Here is a 23020-nt window from a genome sequence, read left to right on the forward strand (position 1 = left end):
TATGTAATTACATATAACAAGACAGAGGTTTTTTCTCGTTTCCACGCTACCGCGTGGGAAAGAGTTAATAAACATGGCTTATCTAACACTTTGGACAATAGCGCACGAAAACCAAAACAGCCCTTGATAGACTAATCCCAAACCTGCCAACTCAATGGCGTGTTAGATGCCGACAACTGACTGGCGGTCGCATGGCAAACACGGGATGGTTAACCTGCTTATCGGCCAGATAAACGCAAAGCGTGCGCGTTTATCTGTGAAATATGCACACTATCCCAAAATGGATAATTAAAAGTGTCGATTAGTCAATCGGTTACAGCTTAACGCTTGGGGATAGTGTGAATACCTGAGTAAAGATATGCGGCGTGCACACTTTCACGGAAAGAGATATGCATGATAGGCGATAAATACTATCTATTTCAGTTGGTTAGATGGATAATAGTGCGTATAACGGTTTTGGGGAATCGCGCGCGCAATATACGATGTTATAACACAGGAACAACTCCAACTCCTTGCTCAAAACGGTTAACTGAACTATAATTTGTACGTTATTTTGTACCATTTTTGGAGTTCAATATGAGTCGTATTCATTTCGATCAAGATATTCAGCCGTTATCTGAATTTCGTGCAGGTGTAGCTTCTTACATCAAACAAATCAATGAGACTCGCCGTCCATTGGTCATCACACAGCATGGCAAAGGTGTAGCTGTTGTTCTCGATGTTGCAGAGTATGAAGCAATGCAAGAGAAGATCGAGTTACTGGAAGAAATGCGTACAGCTGAAGCTCAATTAGCTTCAGGCCTTGGTGTTTCAAATGATGATTCTCGTGCTCAAGTACTGGGGCGCATTAAGAAATGAAAGTAGTTTGGTCTCCACTAGCGCTTCAGAAATTAGGCGATGCAGCGGAATTTATTTCTTTGGATAATCCACCTGCGGCGGAAAAGTGGGTAAACGAAGTTTTTGACAAAACTGAACTACTTGGAAGTATGCCTGAAATGGGGCGCTTTGTTCCTGAACTGCCCAATACTAACTATCGTGAAATAATTTTTAATCACTATCGTATTATCTATAGCTTAAGCCATGAGATCCGCGTACTAACAGTTCGTAATTGTCGTCAAATGTTGTCGGAAGATGACGTGTAAAACTGTGTTATAACGAGTATGTCTTCAATCACTAAATTTTGGCGAGTTTTTTCATCCCACATCACGCTGTCTCTGAGCATCGAATTTAAGATCCCCACCATATTGCGTACTATGAGGCGTTGTAGCTCAAAGCACTGAGTCTATCGATGCACCTCTGTCGACTGGCACAACTGCATCCAAGCCTCGGCGGTGCGTGAGACATAGCGCTCGCCGTGCCAGACTAACCCGAGTTGCCATTCAATCGCTGGGCTTATCGGTTTCACTAGTAATAACTCACTGTCTTCCAAGCTGGCACTAAGGCGCTGGCATAAGGGTGCGGGTAGAAACGCAACCCCTGCACCACTTTTCACTAAGGCGGCTAAAAAATCCCACTGACTGCTACGCGCGGCAATGGTGGGCTGATAACCATGCTCTTCACAACGGGCAATAATCCGATCGCTTAAGGTAAATTCGGCGCTATACAGATAAAACGGCTCGTCTTTGAATGCCTGCCACGTCAGGCTTTTTTGCGTACGCCACGCGGCTTGGTTAGGCAGCACTGCATAGATGGGGTGAGTTTGTAAGGGTAAGCTTTGCAAGCATTCTGGCTGGGTGTCGGTGAGCATGGTGATTGCCACATCAATCTCACCATTGATAAGCGCTTGTTCGGTGCGCCGCCCCCCGTATTCAACAATACTGAGCGCCACATTCGGGTAGCGTTGGCGGTATTCACGCAGCACATTGGCATACAGCGGCCCTATCATCGGTGGCATCCCCAATCTAAGCTGGCCGCGCGCCAGTTGGTTAAGATCGTCCAGCTCGGTATTTAGCTGCTCGAACTCAGCAATAATGCTCTGCGCACGCTGATACACCACCTCACCAGCATCGGTTAACCAAAACCGCCTTCCCTCTCGGTGCAACAATGGCTGACCCACATCTTGCTCAAGGTTACGCACCATTTTACTGATTGTCGGTTGCGTCACATGCAACGACGTCGATGCGACAGTAAAGCTCTGATTTTCCACCAAGGCAATAAAATAGCGCAACGCACGAATATCCATAAACGGCCCTTAAAAGCTAATCGTTAACCATGCCATTTTGGCATAGTTGATGGCGAAAAAAGCAGAGGAACTGGCACTTATTACCATGCGTCACTTGGTTACACTTTTGGCAGCATGAAACAGCCTCTCATTAAGTCTCGCTCACCGCGTTTGATACCTGCTTCTTTTGCCAAGCTCTCCCATTTCGACACGGCTTGGGCGACTTGATGATAAATCTTGTCAGCTGTTTTCACATCGAGTTGAAAGTACTCTGCCACCTCAAACGCTAGGTCAATATCTAAAGCATTATCTTTGTCGTCAATATTTAAGTGCAGACCGTGGGCATGTTGTGTTGAATTGATGTCGTARGCGGGTGACAGTCGCCAACCTGTCGTGTCAAAAATAAAGCCATGATTACGTAGGTGATCGTCACTATTGGCAACCATGATATTAAACAGCATACGTCTCCAAAGCTGTGCCAAATCCGCCCGCGTATTAGAGCCGTTCTGGATAAGAAATTCCGCTAACTCTAGGTAGCTCGCTCCATCATCATTGCCATCGAAATATTCAAGCTGTGTCATTGCTGACGTAAATTGCAGTCTCCTACCGTCATCGGTACGATCAAATCGTTTAGTCAAGAAAATATGGTGGTCTGAACCAATGGCCTGCACTTTACATTCAGCCATATTGATCCCAGAGTCCAAGGCCATTTGGTACACCAAGTATTCCCACAGGCCAATATCATAATCGTCATACCGACTTGGAAATTTTGCCAGCCATAAAGCACCATCGATATCTCTTACAGAAGCTTTCGGCCTAGCTCCGCCCAACGATGACCCTGGCGAGATAAGCATATTTAACCACTTGAGGTAGTCAGGATTATCAAAGTCGGGTTTGTCCTCGATGCCTTGCGCTGCACATTCTAGCTCCGCGAGTGAAGTCATAGCCGGAGCCGCCAGATCGTCATTGTCGTCAAGAAAATTGCCACCATGCTCGGTGCAAAACCTTAAAGCGCCCATTCTAAAAGGGTCATGAACACCGAGGAGATAGTCGGTTTCGTATAATGTGTTCGCTCTACGTCCCTCAATGCGGGCTATAACAGCCTCTCGACGTTGCATCAGCAAGCGCCCCCATCGATCAGGGCAAGAATCCAAGAATATCTTGAAGTTTTTGTCATCTTCAGCGTGCTGCTCGCCACTATATAAATGAAGGCAAGGGTCGATTTGAGAAGCATACTTAGATTTAAGCCAGGTCTTGTCATAGCAAAAGCTGAAATGCTCTTTACCACGGATTCGCGATGCTCTCAGTGTCCCAATAAACAAGGGCGGCTCAGTTTCAATCCAATCGGCGTAGACAAAGATTTCCATTCGTTTGATGCCCTATCGTCTCGTTTTCAACAACTCGATATCTTGCAGCTTCCTACCAAGTTCATCATCGAGCGCGACTTTACCTAGATCGTCTAACAAACCGAGTACGGCTAGCACATTAACATAATGGCCTAACGACACTGTCGGATCGCCTTTTGTGATTTTTCGTAGCGTTGGTTTCGAGATCCCTGTGCGCTGATGCATTCTATCTTGACTGATCCCTCGACGTTTCATCGCCAATAAGATGTTTTCACCCAATTGATGTAATATTTTCATCTGCCGCGGGAACACGGTGGCACCGCGCTTGGGCGGCGCTTCCTTATCATACTTCATCATAATGAAACTAAAACTCGATAGACATTCAATTTATGAAATTATAGTTTCACATCATAGTGAGATCAAAGACAACCCGCTAAGACTCGATTTTGTCAAAGCCAACATGACGGACTGTTAACAAATGAAACTATCAATTATTTTTAAGAAAATATATGAAATTATAGTTTCACTTTTAGTGCCAGGCATGTATGACGAAAAACTGATTCCTCACGGGACTGGGTCGTCGCTAACGCAGCTTTATCGCTCAACAAATCATGCCATTTTGGCATAGTTTAAATAAAAAAAAGTCACTTTATTCACTCTCTGCCAAGACGTAAACTATGAGCCATCTCACAGATTCTTGGCTCGCCTTCGATGCAATTGATTAAAAACGCCTTACTTACCTTATTGCAAGTCTTTGTCTTAGCAGGCATTTGGTTTTTGTCTGATTGGTTGGTCACAACCTTTGCTATTCCACTACCGGCCAACCTCACCGGTATGTTGCTGTTGTTAGGCGCATTAATGTTGAAAATTGTCCGTGCCGATTGGTTGCGCCGCGGGGCGGCGTGGCTGTTAGCCGAGATGTTGCTGTTTTTTGTGCCGGCGGTGGTGGCGGTGGTCAACTACCAAGATTTATTGCTGCAAGAAGGCGGTAAGATCATGGTTGTACTGATTCTAAGTACCGCGATGGTGATTGCGTCAACCGCTTGGGTGGTCGATAAGGTCTACCGTTTTGAGGTTAAAATGGCGCGCCGCCGCAGTAATCATCACCACACGCATCATCCTGATTTAAAACCGGAGTGCTAAGCCATGATGTCTGCTTTACCTACTTGGCTTCATGCCTCGTTATTAAGCGTTACCTGCTTTTTAATGACCCTCGGCTTTTATTACATGAGCAAATGGCTGTATCGCCGCCACCCCTCCATTCTGGTGATGCCATTGTTGCTCGCGCCCTTGCTAATTGTCGCGGTGGTGGTTGGGTTTAACATCCCGTATCAAGACTACATGGCGCAATCTTACTGGCTGCTTTGGCTGCTGGGCCCAGCGACCGTGGCGTTTGCGATCCCTGTGTATGATAACCGCGCGCTCATCCGCCGCCATTGGTTGTCACTGTCGATAGGTGTGACTGTATCGGTGCTGGTCGCGATTACCAGTACTGTGGTGCTAGCGCGGGTGTTTGAGCTGTCTGAACTGCTGCAACGCAGTTTGGCGATGCGCTCAATCACCACCCCTTTTGCCGTAGAAGCCACTAAAGCGATTGGCGGGCAAAGCGATCTCACTGCGCTGTTTGTGGTTCTCACTGGGGTGATTGGTATGGCGATTGGTGAAAGTATTCTGACCGTGATTGCAATTCGCTCGCGCTTAGGACGCGGCGCAAGTTTGGGCGCATCAGCACACGGAGCGGGCACCGCTAAAGCCTATCAGATAGGCCATGCCGAAGGGGTGGTGTCGAGTGTGGTAATGATGATTGCTGGCATGGTCACTGTGCTGCTTGCGCCTGTGTTGGGTCAGCTGCTTTGGTAGGTGATCGCTAAGGGCTTTTCTGCGCTACGTTATCTGTAACAACAGAAAAGTGGGAGAGGATGAAAGTTTCTGCTTGTCGCGCAGGTCTTTATCCTCACCAACTCTAATAACGAGGCGATCATGAAACAGCACAAGTTAATGTGGCGCGTTATCGCGTTTACAGCGTTCAGTTTGCTATCGATAGCAAGTTATGCGGCGGTAAAAGATACCGCCACCACAGACCAAGGCTACCAAAAGGCGACCCTCGCTGGCGGCTGCTTTTGGTGTACAGAAGCTGATCTTGAAAAGCTCGACGGCGTGATTGATGTGGTGTCTGGCTACTCAGGCGGTGAGCTGGAAAATCCCACCTATAAAGAGGTCTCGTCCGGCACCAGTGGGCATATTGAGGTAATTGATGTTACCTATGATCCCAACGTGGTCAGCTATGAACAGGTGTTAGACCAGTTCTTCCGTCATATTGACCCTACCGATGACCAAGGCTCATTCGTTGACCGTGGCCCGCAATATCGTCCCGCGATCTTTTATCGCTCTGAAACGCAAAAACAAACTGCTGCCGATTTTATGGCGGAAATTGAAGCGTTAGGCGTGTTTAAAAAGCCGCTGAAAACCGAATTGATCCCGTTTGAGACATTCTGGCCCGCAGAAAGTTATCATCAGGATTACTACAAAAACCACAGCATTCGCTATAGCTACTACCGCTATGCATCAGGGCGTGACCAGTATCTGGACGAGATTTTTGGTGATGATCGCAAAGACAACCCGGTCACCTTGCGTGAGATGATTGATGCGCAAAAAGCGGAAGAGATGACATCAACGAATACTCGCTACTCGCGCCCCTCGGATGAAAAAATCCGCGCGATGTTGTCAGATATGGAATATGAAGTCACACAAGAAGACGGCACTGAGCCTGCGTTCCAAAACCCGTATTGGGACAACAAGCAAGCGGGAATTTATGTGGATATCGTTTCGGGTGAGCCGCTGTTCTCCTCCACCCATAAATACAAATCCGGTACTGGCTGGCCGAGCTTCACCCAGCCCATTAATGAGCAGTATGTGGTTACCAAGCCGGATAACTCCCTGTTCTACACGCGCACCGAGGTCCGCAGCAAAGTCGCCGATTCGCACCTTGGCCATGTGTTTGAGGATGGTCCCGCACCCACCGGCTTGCGCTATTGCATGAATTCAGCCGCGATGCGCTTTGTGCCCGTCGATAAAATGGCCGATGCCGGTTATGAGGATTATCTCTATCTGTTTGAATAAACCAACCTTTGCGTGATTGGCTGGTAAACCTGCGGTAGAGTATGGCTCTACCGCTTTTTTATGCGAGGCATTGGATGCACACGATATTGATAACCGGATTTGAACCCTTCGGCGGCGAGAGTGACAACCCGTCTTGGCAAGTGGCAAAAGCATTAGAAGGCTGGCAGCCTAATGAGGAGTGCATTGTTAAAGCCGTGCGCCTGCCCTGCACCTTTGCAGACAGCTTACCAACGTTACACAGCGCACTAGAATCGCTCAGTCCGGTAATAGTGATCGCCCTTGGCCAAGCCGGTGGTCGCGCAGAGATAAGCTTAGAGAAGGTCGCGATCAATTATCAGGACGCGCCCATTCCCGACAACGCCGGTAAGCAGCCGCATGGTACGCCAGTGGTACCATCTGGCCCCACTGCGTATTTCTCTACCTTGCCCCTTAACCGTTTAGTGAACGCATTGAACGAAGCGCATCATCCTGCCAGTGTTTCTTACACCGCGGGCACCTTTGTGTGTAACCAGGTGTTTTATGGCTTGATGCATGCGCTGGCTCATCATTCCGAGGTACGCGCCGGCTTTATTCATATTCCCTACAGCCCCGCACAAGCGTGCAAACACCGCGCCCCGAGCATGCCGGTGGCTGATGTGGTGGCAGCGATGAAGATAGCCATCGAGTTGAGTTTATTGGATGATGATGTCACCGCCGTGTGTGAAGGCATGTTGCACTAACGCGCGTTAGATGGCGCTCAGACGATGAAGCTCAAATAATGACGCTTAGTAAGTGGAGCACAGTGGCGGTTACCGTGCTCCTAACCTAATTGCTTAAAACAGCCACTCAGTGACGAGATCGTTGTCAGTCAGCACGCTATCGAGAAAAGCAAACAAGTGCGCATTCATCGGTGCCGTATCAAAGGCGCGAATGGAGGCAGGGTCTTGAATAAAGCGCTTATTAGCGGCCTCACCCTCTGGATAGGCGGCTTGCAGTAAACCTCCAACCGCCAGAGGCGTCAACTCAAGGTGGCATTGAAAGCCATATACCCGTGGTCCGTACTTCACGATCTGGCGCGGACAGCCTTCGCTGCTAGCCAGGACACGACTATTGGGTGTTAGCCCCGGCATATCATGGTGCCAATGACCCACAATTTCTTGCGGCGCAAAGTGCGGGATGTGCTCGTCAATGTGGCCGTCTTCGCTTAACTGGATGGGGAAGTAGCCAATCTCGGGCTCAGGACTTTTCTGATACGGCGCGCCCAAGGCTTCACCAATCAATTGCGCCCCGAGGCAAATCCCTACTACCGCACTGCCTTGTTCAATACACTGCTTAATCAGTGCTTGCTCGCGCGGGCTATCAAAATGTGGGTATTCAGACTGTGGCGTATCTGGACTTTGCGGCCCGCCGAGTACCACCAGCAGATCAATGCCTTCACCGGTTTCCGGCAACGGCTCGCCCCGATACAAATGACTGGTGGTCACATGATAAGCACGCTCATCACACCAATCTAAAATAGCACCTGGGCCTTCAAACGCCTCGTGAATAACAAGATGGACGCGCATTCCTCACTCCTTGGGATTTGTTTTACGCACGATTGCGGCTAAGCATACTATATTGAACGTCGGCCTCAAGCCTTGCCCACTACCAGTGGCGGGCGCGCCACAAACGCTTGAGTCAGCAACTGAAATAGCTGTTCGGTTGTCGGCAGTTCATCTAGGTGCGCAGCTAATGAGGTATGCACCTCGGCCTCAATGCGTTCGGAGTGACCACAAAGCTGATTACACAGCGACACAGGGGCAACAATGTGCTGACAATCCGCATCAATCAGCAGGCACGCTTGCGCCAGCATCACGGTTTGTTTGCCTGCCCCCGCGCCTAAATGAAGAATACGCTGGGCGGTTCCCACCACTTTTTTGTCGGCAATATTGAGGTTGTAGTCACCATCACAATACGATCCGGGCGTGTCACCCACCGTGGTCGTAATGCCTAACTGATGGAAAAAAGACTGTAAAATGGTGCAARAATACTGGTAAGCCGTCTGGATATGATACGGCGTGTTAGCCGGCCACACCGTCAGGTAAGACACGTTAATCACGCCGGGTAGTTGCGGCACCGGCGCCCCACCTGTTCGGCGGCTCTGTATTTGCCAACCTAACGCTGATAGGGCGCGACGCAATTCAGGCGTTTGGGGCCATTTTTGGCCCGCTGGCAGTACCAAGGTTTGCGCATCTGGCTGCCAAAGCAGTAATGCCTCATTGAGTTCGCCCTGCTCTACTCGGTGGATCAGCGCCTGTTCTTTCTCAAATGCAGATGCTACCGACAGCGAGGGATAGCGCAGAATCGTTTTTTGAGTCACCGTCATGCCCTCGCTGTCGTCTCGTTCACTAATTGCGCGATTAACCGAATAAACGCTGCCAAATGCTTGGGTTGCGTTTGTCGTGGTACTCTTCACGCAAGGCATCGATTTGGCGCATGCCTTGTTTTGCTTGGTCGAGGTCACCTTGGCTCAGCGCCGTCTCAATCTCATCCAGGGTCACCGCCAGTTTATCGAACCCTTCCATAAAGGTATCCGCTTTTTCTGGTGGGTAGCTGCCGGCTTTGGCTTGCGCGACCAAGGTTTCTAATTTCGCGACCGGTGCTTGCATGGCTTCAATGCTTTGTGCACTGGCGGCTTCTTTGAAGGTCATTTTCATTTCTTTCATGATCGGCTTAAGCTCAGAGGCTGAAACGCTCAACGACAGCAGCACCGCCATCGCCCCCGTGAGTATGACTTTCTTCATTTTTGCTCCATGTAATTGTTTTTTAGTAATAATAATGCGCCAGTATCTTACTCACTTCTCGGGGTATTGCCTAGCATAGAAGCGTAAAACAATGTAAAGCACTTACACATTCCGCATCCAGATGGTATGATTAATTGTAAATGATAATGATTTTAAGTTAGATAATATGAAACAGCCAAACTATCACCTCGCTCACGTTATCGATACCCAAACCGTCACACCCAATATGCAACGTTTGACCTTACAAAGCGACGCTTTCGCGGCGTTCCCCGCTGACTGTGAAGGCGGCTACATCAAGTTACTGTTTGATAAAGCGGGCAGCACGGATCTGAGCGGAGTAGCTGAAGGCGAGCGCCCCGTGATGCGCACCTACACCATTCGCCGCTTTATGCCTGGCCAGCAGCAAATTGAAGTGGATATGGTTCGCCACCAAATCGAGCAAGCCGACTGTGGTTTTGCCGCGCGCTGGGCACTGAGCGCCCAAGTGGGCGATACCATTAATATTGCCGGCCCTGGGACAATTGCGCCGATTAATCGCGATGCGGATTGGTTCTTTATGGCGGCCGATATGACCGCGTTGCCGGCACTATCAGCCAAGATCAAAACCTTGCCTCGCGATGCCAAAGGCTATGCGGTGATCCAGCTCGATACCGCAGAGGATGCTCAACCACTCGACGCGCCCGCAGGTATGGAGATCATTTGGCTAACTACCCCGACGTTGGCCGAGACGGTAAAAGCACAGCCTTGGTTAGCCGGGCAAGTGTCGGTATGGTGTGCCTGTGAATTTGAAAGCATGCGCGCACTGCGCCAGTACTTCCGCAACGATCGTGATGTTGAGCGCGAATTTATCTACATCAGCAGCTATTGGAAAAATGGCGTGACTGAAGAAGGCCACAAAGTGATCAAGCGCGAAGATGCGGAGAATAATCAGTAGGCCTAAACACCTTTTTTCACCTGCAGTGAGCGTGCTTATCGCGTCTCTACCCGCATAAAAAAGCGCCGATATCGGCGCTTTTCTCGTTTAAGGGGGTCACCCTTTGATTATTTTGCTTGCTTATCGAGCAAGTCGAAGAAGAAGGCATATTCCAATGCATCTTCTTTAATCCGCTTAAAGCGCCCCGATGCGCCGCCGTGGCCGGCTTCCATATCGGTTTTAAACACTAGCGTATGGTTATCGGTTTTCAGCTCTCGCAATTTCGCGACCCATTTCATTGGCTCAAAGTACTGCACTTGTGAGTCATGCAGGCCTGTGGTGACCAACAAGTTGGGGTAGTCTTGCGCGCTGACATTGTCGTACGGTGAATAGCTGAGCATGTACTCATAGTAGGTTTTGTCATTCGGGTTGCCCCACTCGTCATACTCGTTGGTGGTCAGTGGAATCGACTCATCCAGCATGGTGGTAACGATATCCACAAATGGCACATGCGCAGCCACCCCTAAATATAACTCTGGCGCTTGGTTGATGATCGCCCCCATTAACAAGCCACCGGCTGAGCCGCCGACGGCAAACACCTTGTCTTTATCGCCATAGCCTTGCGCGGTCAGCGCTTTAGTCACATCAATAAAGTCGTTAAAGGTATTCTTTTTGGTGAGCTTTTTGCCATCGTCATACCAAGGACGCCCTAGCATTTCAGAGCCGCGAATATGCGCAATCGCAAAGACAAAGCCGCGATCCAACAAGCTTAAACGCGTGGTGGAGAAAGTGGGCTCCATAGTGGCGCCGTAGGAACCATAGCCGTATTGATAGAGCGGATTAGTGCCGTCTTTTTTGAAGCGGTCTTTACGATACACCAAAGACACAGGCACCTGCGCACCATCACGCGCGGTGATCATCACCCGCTCTGACTGGTAGTTGTCCGGATTAAACTCACCCAGCACTTGGTTTTGTTTGAGCATTTCACGCTCACCCGACGCCAAATCAAACTCGTAGTAGGTGCCCGGTGTGGTCAAGCTGGTGTAGTACACACGCACAGCGGTATTATCCATTTCTGCGTTGCCCGTCAGATAAGCCGCATAAGCTGAGTCGTTAAACGTAAGCTGATACTCCTCCCCAGTGGTGAGGTTACGCACCGTGGTACGCGGCAAGCCATTTTCGCGCTGCTCGTACACCAAGTGATTGTCGAACAGAGTAAAATCAACCAACTGCACTTTATCATTTGACGCGATCACATCTTGCCATTGGCTGCGATCGTCACGCTCGCTTTGGTGTACCTTCATCAAGCGGAAGTTCACCGCTTGGTAGTTGGTGTAGATGTAATACCACTCGCCACGCTTCGCCACGTCATATTCGATGCCGGTTTCTCGCGGATAAAACGCTTGGGCAGTAGCATTTGGATCATTGGCATCCACGAGCGATACGCCGCTGGTTTCAGTGCTCGAATGCCAAATAAAGATTTGCTCACCGTCTTTGCTTTTGCTCAAGCCGGTGTAATAGCTGGTATCCGTTTCTTCGTAAATTAAATCATCAGCGGATTGCGGCGTGCCCAGACGGTGACGATACACCTGATACCCCAGCAAGGTTTGCGGATCTTTTTTGATGTAGTAGAAAGCTTGGTTGTCGTTCTGCCACACAATGCTGCTCGAGGCGCCTTCAATTTTATCATCGAGGTACTCACCGGTGGTGAGGTCTTTGACTTGAATGGTATAAACGCGGCGGCTAAGGGTATCTTCCCCATAGGCTAATAGGTTTTCGTTTGGGCTGACACTGAGTTGACCAATGCTGTAAAACTCATGCCCTTTCGCGAGCGCGTTGACATCCAAAATTACCGTTTTGTCGGTGCCGGCAAAGTCTTTCGCTCGCACGTAAGTGCGGTATTCATTCTCGCCTTCCACTTCGCTGGAATAGAAATAACTGCCTTTTTTGACGGGAACCGAGGCATCGTCTTTGACGATACGCCCTTTGATTTCATCGAATAGTTTGGCTTGCATTGGCTCTGTATGCGCGAGCACCTGATCGGCATAGGCATTTTCTTGGTTAAGATGGGCGATCACATCGGGATCTTGGCGTGCATCGTCACGCATCCAATAGTAGTTGTCTACGCGCGTGTCGCCGTGAATGGTCATTTCATGAGGGATTTTTTTCGCGACAGGCGCACTCAGTTCGCCTGGGCTGGAAGCTTTCACGTGTGACTCTCCTTGAAAACTGCACCCTGAGAGCAAAGACACCGCCAGTGCTCCGGTGAGTAAAATGTGTCGGGACATACTTTTCCTTCAGGTTTATTTAGCCATAACAGTAATTTAACAAACAAGCATCTCTTTACTGACCTGAGGACATCAAGCAAGTTCCAATAAACAATCTTCTTTTTATCGTTCGTAAAATGACTCTCATTCTAATGCGTCCAGGGTACAAACATCATTGTTTTTAGCTTTAAACGGCAAATTACCGTGTTTTAGCCGTGTGGGGTTAAATCATCGAGACACTTCGTAGACGTAAAGAATGGCCGCTCGCAACAGCATTACGCCGGCACGAGCATCATTGCCGATTGGGCGGCGACATCAATGCCCTGCCCGCTCGAGACCGTGACGCCCGTCAGCATATCGCGCCAATCATTTTCCAGCGTCATTGAGAGTGATTGCGGCTCCAGGGATTTATTTAACACCAATATGCCTGTCTCTCCCCGTTGAATCACCAACCAGTCATCGGTCGCCTCCAAGACACGCATGGGCTCACCATGGGTCAAGTTATGGAAGGCGATCATTTGCACCATCTTTGGATCTTTCCACGCATTTTGCCAGCGTGGTTGGCCGTCTTCCCTTTTGATACCACTGGTATCAAGATCGGTATAAATCAGTGGCACGCCACCATCACGCCCCAAGATATATGCGTAAGCCAGCCACTCGCTCGCTTCGTCCATCACCAAATCCAAGAAAACCTCATTGTTGGGAATGTCATGGGTAATGGCAAACGTAATTGCACGCCCTTTCGATAAGGCTTGGCCGAAGCAATAAGGGTCAATCAATGATTTGAGGCTGCCTTGGTTGGAAAACGCCTGATAAAGCGTTGAGAACAGCGGAAAGTCGTAGGCACCTAAACATGTTTCTTGTAAATAGGGAGCCAGAAAGAGTTCATATTCTTCTTTGCTTGCGCCACCGTCGGTGATGATTTCACCAAAAATATGCGCATCATGGGTAATATCATCGGTCCACACGCGTTTGAGGTGTTCTAAGGTCATGTGCTTGGCCGCATCAATCCGAAACCCTTTGACACCAATTGCTTTCAACGCCTTAAGGTAAGCACGTTGCTGCGCGATCACATGATCACACACTCGCAGTGTTGGTAACCCTGGATCGCTGGGCCCACCGCTAATACGCCCATTTTGCACTTGCCAGGTGTCCTTCCAATCTTGTATGCCAAACGCATCAACGAAGTCCTGCTCAGTAAACAGTGGCTGAGATAAATCACCGAACAATGTCAGTTCGCGATAGCGCTCTTCATGCGCTTGATAGGTTGCCATCACCGTTTGGCTGGGATAATTCAAGTCAGTGCGAGCGTGCGCTTCATTGGCCATATGATTGAAAACCACATCGACGTACGTAAACACACCAACACGGTTTAACGCTGCCACCATGGCTTTGAAATCCATTGTGTTTCCGAGCGCATTTTCAATGACACGATAATCTTGCGGCTGGTACCTAAGCCACCAGCGTTCATCTTGCTCGCTTTTCATCGGAGGGGACACCAGCACCGAGCCATATCCTAACGCCCTAATCTCCGCCGCGCGCTGGGCAATATCCGCGTACTTCCAATCAAAAGCATGCAAGATAACGTTGGCTCTTGATGATTGGGTGTCTTGTAAACCGTTCATATCTTCCTTATCGCGTTCGCGCATCACCGTGTTTCCGTTGTAGATGGGCTTATTCAATGATCAAAATTATAAACGCTATATACGTGCCGCCCTCCTCCTTTGTCCGCTTGTGTAAGGATGATAAGTAAGGCGTAGTGGGTGTTTAGCTAAGGGACAAGCACGCTCGTTACCCAGTGTACCGGACTTCATAGCGATTAGGGGAAAGCAGCGTTGGGCCTTCAAGTGGGTTAGCTACCCGCTTTGGCTAAGGAATAGAGCGTAGGGGGAACACTTTGAACGTGTTTTTTCCTCCATGCTTAGCCTGATAAAGCGCATCATCAGCTTGGGCTAACAAGCAATCAATATCGAGCGCTTCGGTGGTGGTGGTCATCCCGATGCTGGCAGAGAGGGTCATTTCAAGCGCTGAGCCACTGTTTTGAACCGCGCGGAGCAGTTCTGCCGATAACTGTTGCGCACTAGCACTATCACAGTAAGGCACCACGACCGCAAACTCTTCTCCCCCCAAGCGTCCGACAATCCCATTATCATCAACGACTTGCTCAAAATTCTCAGCACAATGTATCAGTACTTTGTCGCCGACCGAGTGGCCAAATGAGTCATTGATGGCTTTAAAGTCATCCAAATCAATCATCAACACACTGATTGGAAAAGCGGCGGTCTCAACACGCCGTTTCGCTCTCGCCAAAAAGGCGCGGCGATTAAACAGTCCGGTTAAGCTATCTCGAGTCGCTTCGCGTTGGAGCTTCTCGTGCACGCGCTCCAGCTTATACAGAAAGATAATCAGGGTGTTAATCACGCTATAGGCGATGCCCGATAGAATCAGCCCTGCTTGTATTAGCGAGGTACCCAGCAGTTGCGTAAATAGATCAGGATAGAGATGGGCAAATGTCGCTCTGCCGACATAAGCAGCACTGAATCCCCCCATCACCATCATCAGCCAACGCTTTAAACGCTGGCCGCCGGTGTTCGTACTACTCACAATGGTTCGTGTCATCAGCCCTAACTGCATACTGACGATCAAGCTCGCGTAAACCACGCGACTCCCGATGTCATCAAGGTGCGATGCCATAAATATCACGGACAGGATAACAGGTAGCATCAACTGCCAACGCGGTACGTCGCGCGCAAAAATTTGTCCCAGCGCCCAATGGCTAAACGAAAAGGCCACTATCACGCAAGCATTATAAAAAACGATCCCGATGTAAGGATGAAGGTGCGGGCGGGCAAATAAGAATAGGTTGCTAAAACCATGGATAAACAGGGACACTGCCCACCCATTGATACCAGGTTCTTTACGGTTTTGTACCAACAAAAAACCCGCTAGCAGCCATTGGATTGCAGTCAGCGTAATGAGCAGTGTCGGTGCATCAAGTTTAAACATCAGCGATATGTTAATTAGGGCGCACTTCGATTTTACCACTTTATCCGTGGCCGTTTACCGGTAATCAATGTGCGCGGCTTCAATTTATGGCGATTAATCTTTATGACAGTTTCGGCGCGCTTGCGCTATTCACCGATCGTGAGCGATAGGATTAGTTACGGTACAAGACTTTAATGATATGCCAGCCGAATTTAGTTTTTATCGGCCCAAGCGGGCGCAATAACTCGCCACTGAAAACGGCTTTATCGAAAGGCGGTGCCATGTCACCGCGGCGAAATTCGCCTAGATCACCGCCTCGCTTACCCGACGGGCATTGCGAGTGCTTCTTCGCGAGCGTTTGAAAATTTGCCCCTTTTTTAAGCTGATCAAGCAAAGAGGTTGCTTGCGACTTATCCTTCACCAATATATGAAGCGCTGCTGCTTTCTTGGCCATCGAGCTATCTCATCAAATTAAAGCCGCTCAGTATACCGGATTTCTGTTACTAGATAACAGCCATAATAAGGCGACCACAATCGATGCAGAGGGAGTGAGTCTAGGCGAGAGAGGCGTTGCGCGAAAAGCCGGCGAAAATTCATTAGGGGTGGAAGGATAAAATAGATAAAAGTCCCCCTGTCCGGCCTTTTCGCTGCCAGCTCTATTCAGTTTCGTCATAACCAAGTGCGTTTAATTTCTTTCCGCCGCCATGGCTAAAAAATCTCTTAAAACGCTGATTTGATCGCATTTTGATGTAAAAAAACAGATTGGAGAAAGCAGCGTTTATCATCACAAAAAGCATCAAAAAGAGATCTAAGTCACACTGCTGGCACATTGATATTCATCTGACTTTAATATTTACACCTCTGATGGTTAAGCTGTCTGTATTATCTGCTATTTGTTTAAAAACATCGGCAGATGCTTTTACGGGTATAGGAGAGACAGGCACGTACTGCCACCTCACTCGATGAGAAACAGATCTCAATCACACTCTCGTTAACCACGAGTGAAAGCTAATCCACATATCGGAGGGACATGATGTCCATTTACAGCCACCTTAAGCAATTGACTGCAATTTCATGCGTTGCCGCCGCACTAGGCTTCTCAGCCATGGCCAATGCCGACACTTGGCGTTATGCCCACGAGGAGTACGAAGGTGACGTGCAAGACGTCTATGCACACAAGTTCAAGGAGTATATTGAGGACAACTCTGAGCATACGCTGCAGATTTATCGTTTCGGTGAACTCGGTGAATCCGACGACATCATGGAACAAACGCAGGCAGGTATCCTTCAGTTTGTTAACCAATCACCTGGCTTTACCGGTTCGTTGATCCCAGAAGCAYAAATCTTTTTTATCCCTTACCTGATGCCGACGGATATGGAAACCGTGATTGARTTCTTCCGTCAGAGTAAAGCGGTGAATGAAGACTTCCCAGAGTTGTATGAAGAGCAAGGTCTCGAGCTGCTCAAAATGTATCCTGAAGGCGAGATGGTGATGACAGCGGACGAGCCTGTGACTGAGCCTGCCGATCTTCAAGGTAAGAAAATTCGCGTCATGACTAACCCACTGCTTTCATCGACGTATGAAGCCTTTGGTGCAACGCCAACGCCATTGCCATGGGGTGAAGTATACGGTGCACTCCAAACCAATATGATTCAAGGTCAAGAAAACCCAATTTTCTGGATTGAGTCAGGCGGTTTGTATGAAGTATCACCTAACTTAATCTTTACGCACCACGGCTGGTTTACCACYGCCTCAATGGCAAAYAARGACTTCTTTGACGGCTTGTCGTCCGACGAGCAAGCGATGATCCGCGATGCCGCTGACTATGCATTTAACCAAACCGTTGAACACATCCGCGGCTTGGCTGATGAATCACTCGAGAAAATCAAATCGTCGAGTGATGAAGTCACTGTGACTCGCTTGACTGATGCGCAAATCGAGAAGTTTAAAGCACGTGCGCCACAGGTAGAGGAAACCTTCTACGAAATGACTGGCGAAAGCGGCAAAGCCCTTCTTAACCAGTTTAAGAAAGACTTGGACGCTGTTACTAACTAGTCGCTAATCACTCAGGCACCGTGTCACACGGTGCCTGTTTTACCTGAGGAATGCGTAATGACCGATTCCGACTCTCTCACGTAYCACTCMGAGCTTCCTGGCCTTCTTGGCAAATTGGATACCCTGATTTGTAAAATCGAGTCCTTCATGTTGGCCGCTGGTGTGCTCCTAATGGCCCTGAATACCTGTGTTAACGTTATTGCACGCTTTGGTTTTGGGCAGGGCTTGTTTTTTTCTGGCGAAATCAATCGTATTTTAATTGTTTTAATCACCTTTGCAGGGATTGGCTACGCAGCGAGACATGGTCGCCATATTCGTATGTCTGCGCTGTATGACACTCTGCCTTTCAAAGGCAGAAAAATCTTAATGACAAGCATCGCGCTGATCACAGGCCTTATTATGCTGGTGTTGGCGTATTTTTCTTATCAATACATTGTCTCYGTTTATGACCGCGGTCGTATCTTGCCAGCACTTGGCTTCGAGATTTGGTGGATTTATATCTGGGTACCACTAGGCTTTATCGTCACCGGCATTCAGTACGGGTTGACTGTCTATAAAAATCTCACCTCGCCCGATGTTTACCTCTCCGCTGGCGTCCTCGATGGTTACGCTGAGACAGAAAGTGAAGTTTAAATAGGCACCTACCACTATGGCCATGACGTTAATGTTCATCATGATTGTCTTGCTTGTGCTTGGCTTTCCAATGATGGTCCCTTTGATTACTGCCGCGCTAACCGGTTTTTACATGATGTTTGGCGGCGTGGGTCAAATGGACACGTTTATTCAGCAAGTGCTGGGAGGCATCCGCCCTGCCTCACTGATTGCTGTTCCTATGTTTATTCTCGCCGCCGACATTATGACGCGGGGGCAATCCGCTAACCGATTGATTGATATGGTCATGACCTTTATTGGTCATATTCGCGGCGGGTTGGCGATCAGTACCGCCACCTCGTGTACCCTGTTTGGTGCCGTGTCTGGCTCAACACAGGCAACCGTGGTGGCCGTTGGCTCGGCATTGCGTCCAAAGCTGCTTCGAGCCGGTTATAGCGACTCTTTTTCGCTCGCGTTAATCATCAACTCCAGTGATATCGCCTTTTTGATCCCCCCCAGCATCGGGATGATCATTTACGGGGTGATCTCAGAAACCTCTATCGCCGAACTGTTTATCGCTGGGATCGGCCCTGGATTGATGATCCTGACCTTTTTCTCGCTCTACTGCTTGTATTACGCCACTGTCCACAAAGTGCCGACTGAGCCTAAAGCGAGCTGGAGTGAGCGGATTACCGCCACCCGAAAAGCCTTGTGGCCACTGATGTTCCCACTGATCATCGTCGGCGGGATTTATGGCGGTGTCTTTAGTCCCACAGAAGCGGCCGCGGTGTGTGTGCTTTATGCGATGATCTTGGAATTTGGTGTCTTTCGCTCACTTAGCAGCAAAGATGTGTTCACCATCGCACGCTCAACAGGCTTAATTACGGCTGTGGTCTTTATTCTGGTCGGCGTGGGCAACGGTTTTTCTTGGATCATTTCTTTCGCGCAAATCCCGCAAACTATTCTCGAGGCAGTCGGGATAAGTGAAATGGGTCCGATGGGCGTGCTGGCCTCTATTTCCATTGCCTTTTTTGTCGCCTGTATGTTCGTTGATCCGATTGTGGTGATCCTGGTGCTCACGCCTATATTTGCACCTGCGATAGAAGCCACTAGTCTTGATCCTGTGCACGTCGGGATTGTGATCACCTTACAAGTGGCGATCGGCTCAGCAACGCCTCCGTTTGGCTGTGATATTTTCACCGCTATTGCGATTTTCAAAAAACCCTATTGGGAAGTTATCCGAGGAACGGGGCCATTTATCGCCATGCTGCTTCTATCAGCCGCGCTATTGGTGATGTTCCCGCAGATTGCGTTATTCCTACGTGATATCGCGTTTGGGTAACTAAACAACAGGAGTAATTGGATGTTTAAACGAATATTGGTTGCCGTCGATGGCTCATATTCTGCGTTAAATGCGTTAGATAAAGCGATTGAGTTGCAACAACTCACTCATGCTGAACTTTACTTATTGTGTGTGTTTAAACATCACAGTTTGTTTGAGGCGTCACTATCGATGGTTCGCCCCGATCGGTTGCAAATCCCAGATCAGACCCTGAGCGAGTACGCGCGCAACATCGTTGAGCAAGCCAAACAACATGCGCTAGAGAACGGTGGCGAGAGTGTGCGAGGGTTTGTCAAAGGCGGGCGCCCTTCCAAAACCATTATTAAGTTTGCGAAAAACAAAGAGGTAGATTTGATCGTGATGGGCGCGCATGGCACCCACTCAGACAAAGACGGGATGTTTCTTGGCAGTGTCTCCCATCGTGTGGCGGGGCGGGCACATTGCCCTACGATGGTGGTTTAACCGCCTGTGATGGCGTTTTTTCACACGTTGTCGTTCACACCCAGTCATCACAATAAGAAAAAGGCCAGCATCGAGAGATGCTGGCCTTTTTTCACTGTTTCCAGCGCTTTTATTGCATGTGGAAATAATGACTATTCAGTACCAGGTGAACACCGATAGAGGCCAAGTAACCGAGCATGATCACCGGTGCCCATTTTAGGTGGCCAAAAAAGGTGTATTTGCCGTGGGCTTGCCCCATCAGCGCGACACCAGCCGCAGAGCCAAGGGACAATAAGCTCCCCCCCACACCCGCTGTTAACGTCACCAATAGYCAGTTACCGTGGGACATCTCAGGGCTCATGGTTAATACCGCAAACATGACCGGAATGTTATCCACTACCGCAGATAAAACCCCTACCAGTGTATTCGCCCAAATAGGATTCCACTCGAGATACATCACATTCGAGACGAGCGATAAGTACCCAATCAAGCTAAGGCCGCCAACACACATCACTACCCCGTAGAAGAAGAGCAAGGTATCCCACTCGGCGTGGGAAATGCGGCGGAAGACATCAAAGGGTACCACTGACCCCAGTCGACGTAATGCCGCTTCGTCATTCTTCGCCTCAGCGATAGCACGTTTACGCGCTAACGAGCGCGGCAGGGTGCGGCGCAGATAAAAACCAAAAAACTGCAGATAAGCCAATCCCATCATCATCCCCATCACCGGCGGGAAATGGATAAAGCCATGGAAAGCAACCGCCGTAGCGATAGTGAGCAAGAACAAGACCATGATGCGGCGCGCGCCCCGCTTTAGCTCAACATGCTCTTGCATCACATCCGGCTGCGTCCGCGGGATAAAGAGCGACATGATAAAGGCAGGGATCACGTAGTTGACCACAGACGGAATAAACAAAGCGCCGAATTCGGCAAAGGTGACTTTGCCCGCCTGCCACACCATCAAGGTAGTGATATCGCCGAAGGGGCTAAACGCACCGCCGGCGTTTGCCGCCACAACAATGTTGATACAAGCCAGATTAATAAACCGAGGGTTATCACCGCCAATTTTTAGCACAATGGTACACATCAGCAGCGCAGTGGTAAGGTTATCCGCCACTGGCGAGATAAAGAACGATAGGATCCCAGTAATCCAAAACAGGCTTCTCAAATCGTAGCCTTTACTCAAAATCCACGCTTTCAAGCCATCGAATAAACGCCGTTCTTCCATCGCCGAGATGTAGGTCATGGCCACCAACAAAAACAGCAATAGCTCGGCATACTCCAACAGATTGTGCTCTAGCGCGGCATGCGCCGGTGCCATATTGCCCCATTGCGAGTAGGCAAAACCAATGAGCAGCCAAATCAAGCCCGCCGCCAGCAAAACAGGCTTCGATTTTCGCAAGTGAAGCTTTTCCTCTAGCATCACTAAGCTGTAGGCAACCGCAAAGATTGCCAAAGACGCATAGCCCACCCAGGACTGAGTTAAATCCAGCCCTTCTCCTGTCGTAGCGCCAAAAGCCGTTGGCGATACCATCGCCAACGCCGCAACCAAACGCTTCATCCTTGAGCCTCCAAATGTTGTTTCCTTACTTCTGATATGACAATTACGTCGTGTTAATCAGCCTGTTTCCGACTGTTTATTGACCGACCACCCACCATAGAGACACATCGCGTCGCCTCGGCGCAGTGACACCTTTCTCACCATTAAAAGACAGTTTAAAAAGCGTGCTCTGTGGCAATCGTGCAATGTATCAATTATTTATTTTGCACGGATAGAACACCGCAGAACAAAAACGAACATAATATTAACAAATATGGCGTTAACGTCTATTACTAAGCACGTTTCAATCGTAAAAAAGAGGTGACATGGGTTACTGTCAAGATTAATAATATCAACTTACTCGTTGGTAATCGCTGTCATAGTCGGCAAAAATCGACTAGATTTAAAAAAAAGTGAATGATTTTAGTCATCCTCATTGAAAAAACCAAAAAATAACACTTACACAACATCGCAAACGCATCATTGCTATCTTGCTGGGATGCACAGTTCGAAGAAGGGAGTCACTATGAAAGCACCTAAACTCGCGGCCGTTGTCTGTGCGGCTGCGTTGTCAGTGGGAACGACCACTTCCACCCTGGCTGAAACAGCGCGTGTCGCCGTCTCTCAGATTGTGGAGCACCCTGCGCTTGACGCCGCCCGCAATGGCCTATTGGATGGCCTGATTGCCAAAGGTTATACCCAGGGCGAGAATCTCGATTTTAAATATCAAACGGCGCAAGGTAACCCCGCGATTGCTGTGCAGATTGCCCGTCAATATGTTGGCGAGCAGCCCGATGTGCTAGTGGGCATTGCCACACCGTCAGCACAAGCGCTCGCGGCCGCTACCCGCGATGTACCAGTGATTTTCACCGCCGTGACCGATCCTGTCGGCGCAAAGCTGGTCAAAAACATGGATGCCCCTAGCGGCAATGTAACAGGCCTGTCTGATCTTTCTCCCGTTGCACAACATGTCGCACTGGCCAAAGAACTTTTACCCAACCTTTCTTCTATTGGCGTGGTGTACAACCCAGGCGAAGCAAACGCCGTCACCTTAGTTGAGCTGCTAAAAGAAGCCGCTGAGCAACATGGGATTAAAGTGATCGAAGGGACAGCACTAAAAAGTGCTGACGTCCAGTCAGCCGCACAGGTCGTGGCGACACAGTCTGATGTGATTTATGCCCCAACAGACAACACAGTCGCTAGCGCTATTGATGGCTTAGTCGCCGCTGCTAACGCAGCGGACACACCAGTTATCGGTGGCTCGACGTCTTATATTCCCAACGGCGCAGTAGCGGCATTAGGCTTTGATTACTACTCGGTTGGGGTACAAACCGCAGATTATGTTGCCGCGGTGTTGGAAGGCAAACCGATTTCATCATTGCCAGCCAAAGTGGCGGAAGGATCAGACCTTGCTGTCAATCGCGCAGCGGCTAAGAAACTCGGCCTTGAGGTRCCTGCGTCTCTCTTAGATCGCGCCTCACGCATCGTAGACTAGT

General features: G+C 49.3%; 23 protein-coding genes. 12 read left to right on the top strand and 11 right to left on the bottom strand.

What is annotated here, in order from left to right:
• The first annotated feature begins 576 nt into the window (after positions 1-576).
• Positions 577-858, top strand: coding sequence for a type II toxin-antitoxin system Phd/YefM family antitoxin (locus BZG14_RS08435; protein WP_077608498.1), 282 nt, complete (start codon positions 577-579; stop codon positions 856-858).
• The gene (locus BZG14_RS08440; RefSeq protein ID WP_077608499.1) at positions 855-1142 is read left to right on the top strand and encodes a type II toxin-antitoxin system RelE/ParE family toxin; all 288 of its coding nucleotides are present in this window, start codon (positions 855-857) and stop codon (positions 1140-1142) included. Before BZG14_RS08435 ends, BZG14_RS08440 begins: the two co-directional genes overlap by 4 nt.
• 140 nt (positions 1143-1282) lie before the next feature.
• Here BZG14_RS08440 and BZG14_RS08445 read toward each other — a convergent pair whose 3' ends face one another.
• The 3 genes from BZG14_RS08445 to BZG14_RS08455 form a co-directional block, all read right to left on the bottom strand.
• Positions 1283-2182 (bottom strand): LysR family transcriptional regulator, encoded by a 900-nt coding sequence (locus tag BZG14_RS08445; RefSeq protein WP_077608500.1) that lies wholly within the window; start codon positions 2180-2182, stop codon positions 1283-1285.
• A 98-nt stretch (positions 2183-2280) separates the two neighbouring features.
• The gene (locus tag BZG14_RS08450) at positions 2281-3528 is read right to left on the bottom strand and encodes a type II toxin-antitoxin system HipA family toxin (RefSeq protein WP_077608501.1); all 1248 of its coding nucleotides are present in this window, start codon (positions 3526-3528) and stop codon (positions 2281-2283) included.
• A 12-nt stretch (positions 3529-3540) separates the two neighbouring features.
• Entirely contained in the window at positions 3541-3804 is a 264-nt protein-coding gene (locus BZG14_RS08455; protein ID WP_051503382.1) for a helix-turn-helix domain-containing protein, read from the bottom strand.
• 414 nt (positions 3805-4218) lie between these two features.
• Here BZG14_RS08455 and BZG14_RS08460 point away from each other — a divergent pair, with 414 nt between their 5' ends.
• The 4 genes from BZG14_RS08460 to pcp all read left to right on the top strand — a co-directional run bounded on the left by BZG14_RS08460 (position 4219) and on the right by pcp (position 7346).
• Positions 4219-4650 carry a CidA/LrgA family protein gene (locus BZG14_RS08460; protein ID WP_046075946.1) on the top strand — a complete coding sequence of 144 codons (432 nt, stop codon included), beginning with the start codon at positions 4219-4221 and terminating at the stop codon, positions 4648-4650.
• Positions 4651-4656: 6 nt separating this feature from the next.
• Positions 4657-5367, top strand: a complete 711-nt coding sequence (locus BZG14_RS08465) for an LrgB family protein (protein ID WP_077608514.1) — start codon at positions 4657-4659, stop codon at positions 5365-5367.
• Positions 5368-5487: 120 nt separating this feature from the next.
• Entirely contained in the window at positions 5488-6627 is a 1140-nt protein-coding gene (gene msrB / locus BZG14_RS08470; protein ID WP_077608502.1) for a peptide-methionine (R)-S-oxide reductase MsrB, read from the top strand.
• Between the two features lie 74 nt (positions 6628-6701).
• Positions 6702-7346, top strand: coding sequence for a pyroglutamyl-peptidase I (gene pcp / locus BZG14_RS08475; protein WP_077608503.1), 645 nt, complete (start codon positions 6702-6704; stop codon positions 7344-7346).
• A gap of 93 nt (positions 7347-7439) precedes the next feature.
• Here pcp and BZG14_RS08480 read toward each other — a convergent pair whose 3' ends face one another.
• From BZG14_RS08480 to BZG14_RS08490, 3 genes are all read right to left on the bottom strand, one after another.
• Positions 7440-8171, bottom strand: coding sequence for a glutamine amidotransferase-related protein (locus BZG14_RS08480; RefSeq protein WP_077608504.1), 732 nt, complete (start codon positions 8169-8171; stop codon positions 7440-7442).
• Positions 8172-8236: 65 nt separating this feature from the next.
• Positions 8237-8971 carry a lipoate--protein ligase family protein gene (locus BZG14_RS08485; protein ID WP_077608505.1) on the bottom strand — a complete coding sequence of 245 codons (735 nt, stop codon included), beginning with the start codon at positions 8969-8971 and terminating at the stop codon, positions 8237-8239.
• 34 nt (positions 8972-9005) lie between these two features.
• Positions 9006-9389, bottom strand: coding sequence for a cytochrome b562 (locus tag BZG14_RS08490; RefSeq protein ID WP_069362878.1), 384 nt, complete (start codon positions 9387-9389; stop codon positions 9006-9008).
• A gap of 166 nt (positions 9390-9555) precedes the next feature.
• On the opposite strand from BZG14_RS08490, the gene BZG14_RS08495 reads away from it, so the two are divergent.
• Positions 9556-10323, top strand: coding sequence for a siderophore-interacting protein (locus BZG14_RS08495; RefSeq protein WP_077486981.1), 768 nt, complete (start codon positions 9556-9558; stop codon positions 10321-10323).
• 107 nt (positions 10324-10430) lie between these two features.
• On the opposite strand, the gene BZG14_RS08500 is transcribed toward BZG14_RS08495, so the two are convergent.
• From BZG14_RS08500 to ppiC, 4 genes are all read right to left on the bottom strand, one after another.
• Positions 10431-12590, bottom strand: a complete 2160-nt coding sequence (locus tag BZG14_RS08500; protein WP_077486980.1) for a S9 family peptidase — start codon at positions 12588-12590, stop codon at positions 10431-10433.
• A gap of 254 nt (positions 12591-12844) precedes the next feature.
• On the bottom strand, positions 12845-14194 hold the full coding sequence (locus tag BZG14_RS08505) for an alpha-amylase family protein (RefSeq protein WP_077608515.1): 1350 nt from the start codon (positions 14192-14194) through the stop codon (positions 12845-12847).
• Between the two features lie 244 nt (positions 14195-14438).
• Positions 14439-15575: a GGDEF domain-containing protein gene (locus tag BZG14_RS08510; protein ID WP_077608506.1), complete on the bottom strand. Its 1137-nt coding sequence runs from the start codon at positions 15573-15575 to the stop codon at positions 14439-14441.
• Positions 15576-15726: 151 nt separating this feature from the next.
• On the bottom strand, positions 15727-16008 hold the full coding sequence (gene ppiC / locus BZG14_RS08515; protein ID WP_069362870.1) for a peptidylprolyl isomerase PpiC: 282 nt from the start codon (positions 16006-16008) through the stop codon (positions 15727-15729).
• 576 nt (positions 16009-16584) lie between these two features.
• On the opposite strand from ppiC, the gene BZG14_RS08520 reads away from it, so the two are divergent.
• The 4 genes from BZG14_RS08520 to BZG14_RS08535 all read left to right on the top strand — a co-directional run bounded on the left by BZG14_RS08520 (position 16585) and on the right by BZG14_RS08535 (position 20005).
• Positions 16585-17610, top strand: coding sequence for a TRAP transporter substrate-binding protein (locus BZG14_RS08520; protein WP_198532035.1), 1026 nt, complete (start codon positions 16585-16587; stop codon positions 17608-17610).
• Positions 17611-17757: 147 nt separating this feature from the next.
• Positions 17758-18243, top strand: a complete 486-nt coding sequence (locus BZG14_RS08525) for a TRAP transporter small permease (RefSeq protein WP_241824641.1) — start codon at positions 17758-17760, stop codon at positions 18241-18243.
• 16 nt (positions 18244-18259) lie between these two features.
• A complete protein-coding gene (locus BZG14_RS08530) occupies positions 18260-19543 on the top strand; it encodes a TRAP transporter large permease (RefSeq protein WP_069362867.1) in 1284 nt (427 codons plus the stop codon).
• 21 nt (positions 19544-19564) lie between these two features.
• Positions 19565-20005, top strand: a complete 441-nt coding sequence (locus BZG14_RS08535; RefSeq protein WP_069362866.1) for a universal stress protein — start codon at positions 19565-19567, stop codon at positions 20003-20005.
• A 109-nt stretch (positions 20006-20114) separates the two neighbouring features.
• Here the strand turns inward: BZG14_RS08535 and nhaD are convergent, their stop codons facing one another.
• Positions 20115-21518: a sodium:proton antiporter NhaD gene (nhaD, locus tag BZG14_RS08540; RefSeq protein WP_241824643.1), complete on the bottom strand. Its 1404-nt coding sequence runs from the start codon at positions 21516-21518 to the stop codon at positions 20115-20117.
• Positions 21519-22050: 532 nt separating this feature from the next.
• Between nhaD and BZG14_RS08545 the strand changes: the two genes are divergently transcribed.
• A complete protein-coding gene (locus BZG14_RS08545) occupies positions 22051-23019 on the top strand; it encodes an ABC transporter substrate-binding protein (protein ID WP_077608509.1) in 969 nt (322 codons plus the stop codon).
• The last annotated feature ends 1 nt before the right edge of the window (position 23020 follow it).

This window comes from Salinivibrio sp. IB282, from assembly GCF_001995685.1.
GTDB classification, from domain to species: Bacteria; Pseudomonadota; Gammaproteobacteria; order Enterobacterales; family Vibrionaceae; genus Salinivibrio; species Salinivibrio kushneri.